Origin of the sequence: Streptomyces sp. NPDC057654, assembly GCF_042800135.1 — a bacterium.
Lineage (GTDB): Bacteria > Actinomycetota > Actinomycetes > Streptomycetales > Streptomycetaceae > Streptomyces.
In genome coordinates, this window is the sequence record NZ_JBHVHQ010001275.1 from 1 (window position 1) to 1,719 (window position 1,719).

A 1,719-nucleotide genomic window follows, 5' to 3' on the forward strand; every position below is an offset into this window, starting at 1 on the left:
GTGGTGGGCGCCACGCGTCGTTTCAGCGGGCTTTCGACCAGCCGCACCTTGACCATTCGCACTTCGACCAGCCGCACCTCGGCCGGAGCACTTTCGATCAGCGGGCTTTCGCGCGGGCCGCCGACGCGATGGTGGCGCGGGCCTCGCGCTCCGGTAGCCCGGTGCTGCGGGCGGCTTCGAGGAGGGCGGGGGCGAGTTCGTCGCCCGCCCCGGACTCGTACGCGCGGCAGGCCGCCCAGAACAGCCGGTCGTTGCGGTGGCCCGCTCGCGAGTTCCGGACGAAGGCCACCAGGCGGGAGTCCGGGCCCGGGGGTTCAGCGCTCTTCGGGGCCCGGCGGTGGGGCGGCAGCGGCGCTATCAGGTTCAGCAGCTCGGGCGGCGCCTCGGCCGGGGGCCAGCCGGGGGCGGTGGGGGAGAGGCGGTACGTGCCCCTCGGGGTGTACGAGCCGGGGCCGGCCAAGTAGCCGCCCGCGCCCCGGATGTCGATGCCGGGGGCCGGACGGCCCACCGAGTTGGGGACCTCGCGGCCGGGCGGTCCGGTGAACCAGAGGTGGCGGCCACCGCTCGGCGTGAGCACGGTGACCGTGCGCGGGATGGTGAACGCGTGCTCCCGGGCCAGTTCCCGGAGGGCGGCCATCCCGTCCGTACGCCCCTTGAGGTCCAGGTCCACGCCGATGAGGCGGTGCGGTGGCGTACCGCAGGCGATGCCGTAGCCGGTGGCCCATGGGGCGGCGGCGAAGAGGGCGCGTACGGCGGCCGGTTCGGCGGTGGCGTCGTGGATGCCGTGGCCCAGGCGGCCGCACTCGCCCCGGCAGACGGCTGCGGATGCGACTGCGGCTGCGGAAGCGGGTCCTGCGGCGGCCGTGTCGTCGTCCTCGTGGCGCGGGGAGTCCTCGTGGTGCGGGGAGCGGATCGCGGGGAGCTTGCCGCTCGTCAGGGGGATCACGGACAGGCCGTGCGCCGTGGCGGCCAGTGCGTGGACCAGAGCGCGGGCGTGTCGGTCGAAGTGGGCCGTGCGGTGCGGAGAGGCCTTGCGGCCGGTGGAGGCCATGCATCTATGTTCGTATGCATGTTCGATAAATGAAAGTGGCGCGATGGCTCCGTACCACTATTGGCCGAAAGTACGTCTGAACGCTTTTCCGCAGGTGGGGCCAGGAATACGGGGGTTGCTGGAGGGGCGTGCGAAGGGTTGGGGGCGCGGTTGAGGTTTGACGCGGGTTCATTCCCCTTGCGAGCGAATTGGGCCGGGTGAGGTGTTCCGCCGGGGATTCGGTGGGCAACTCTGGGTTCGCGACGTCGTACCCAGCCGAGGCAGTCGGCCAACCGCCTGGCGCTACCAAGCAGCAGTTGCACTTTCCTGGAGGAACTGACATGGCAAGCATCCGCACCACCCGCGTACTCGCTGCTGTCGCCGCTCTCCCGCTGGCCGCGGCGTTCTTCACCGGTGTCGCCCACGCGGACAACGGCGCCCTTGCCGGAAGGGGTTCGAACTCGGCGATCGCCGGTGTCGTGGGCAGCGGCGTCGGGGGCAACAACCTCGGCAACTCCACCACGACCCAGCAGGTCGCCACGGGTACCGGCGCGTCGAACCAGAACAACAACGCGAGCGTCAACGGCTCCGCCTTCACGGCGATCGACCAGGACAACACCACCGTCAACTTCACCAAGCTGTGGTGAGCCGATGACTCGATGAGAGTCGAGGAGAGAGCGGTCGAGGTC

Annotated in this window: 2 protein-coding genes; one reads left to right on the plus strand and one right to left on the minus strand. The window is 71.0% G+C overall.

Going from position 1 to position 1,719, the window contains the following annotated elements; all coding sequences use genetic code 11:
* Window positions 1-97: 97 nt before the first annotated feature.
* On the minus strand, window positions 98-1,051 hold the full coding sequence (locus tag ACFU99_RS42785; protein ID WP_384403954.1) for a bifunctional DNA primase/polymerase: 954 nt from the start codon (window positions 1,049-1,051) through the stop codon (window positions 98-100).
* Window positions 1,052-1,371: 320 nt separating this feature from the next.
* Here ACFU99_RS42785 and ACFU99_RS42790 point away from each other — a divergent pair, with 320 nt between their 5' ends.
* Window positions 1,372-1,677, plus strand: coding sequence for a hypothetical protein (locus tag ACFU99_RS42790; RefSeq protein ID WP_384403956.1), 306 nt, complete (start codon window positions 1,372-1,374; stop codon window positions 1,675-1,677).
* Window positions 1,678-1,719 lie beyond the last annotated feature (42 nt).